This is a genomic window from Actinoplanes awajinensis subsp. mycoplanecinus, from assembly GCF_001509495.1.
Taxonomy (GTDB): domain Bacteria; phylum Actinomycetota; class Actinomycetes; order Mycobacteriales; family Micromonosporaceae; genus Actinoplanes; species Actinoplanes palleronii.
The window spans coordinates 1-353 of the sequence record NZ_LLZH01000184.1 but is presented as its reverse complement, the minus strand read 5'-3'; the positions used below and the strand labels follow the sequence as shown (position 1 = coordinate 353).

The following is a 353-nucleotide window of genomic DNA, read 5'->3' as shown; positions in this document are numbered from 1 at the left end:
TGGGACGCGGATCTGCACCGGGCTCTGGTGGAGCTCGCCCGTGGCAGTGGGACCAGTTTGTTCATGGTGTTGCAGGCCGGTCTGGCGACGTTGCTGAGTCGTCTCGGCGCCGGTGAGGACATTCCGATCGGTAGCCCGATCGCGGGTCGGATGGATGAGGCGCTCGACGACCTGGTGGGTTTCTTCGTCAATACGCTGGTGCTGCGTACGGATGTGTCCGGGGAGCCGTCGTTCCGGCAGTTGCTGGATCGGGTGCGTGAGGTGGATCTGGCCGCGTACGGCCAGCAGGATGTGCCGTTCGAGTATCTGGTGGAGGTGCTCAACCCGGCACGCTCGATGGCACACCACCCGCT

The 353-nt window shown here is 64.9% G+C and carries 1 protein-coding gene; it reads left to right on the top strand.

What is annotated here, in order from left to right; translation table 11 throughout:
* Positions 1-353, top strand: a 353-nt coding sequence (locus ADL15_RS20590) for a condensation domain-containing protein (RefSeq protein WP_157441483.1), incomplete at both ends; no start/stop codon positions are given.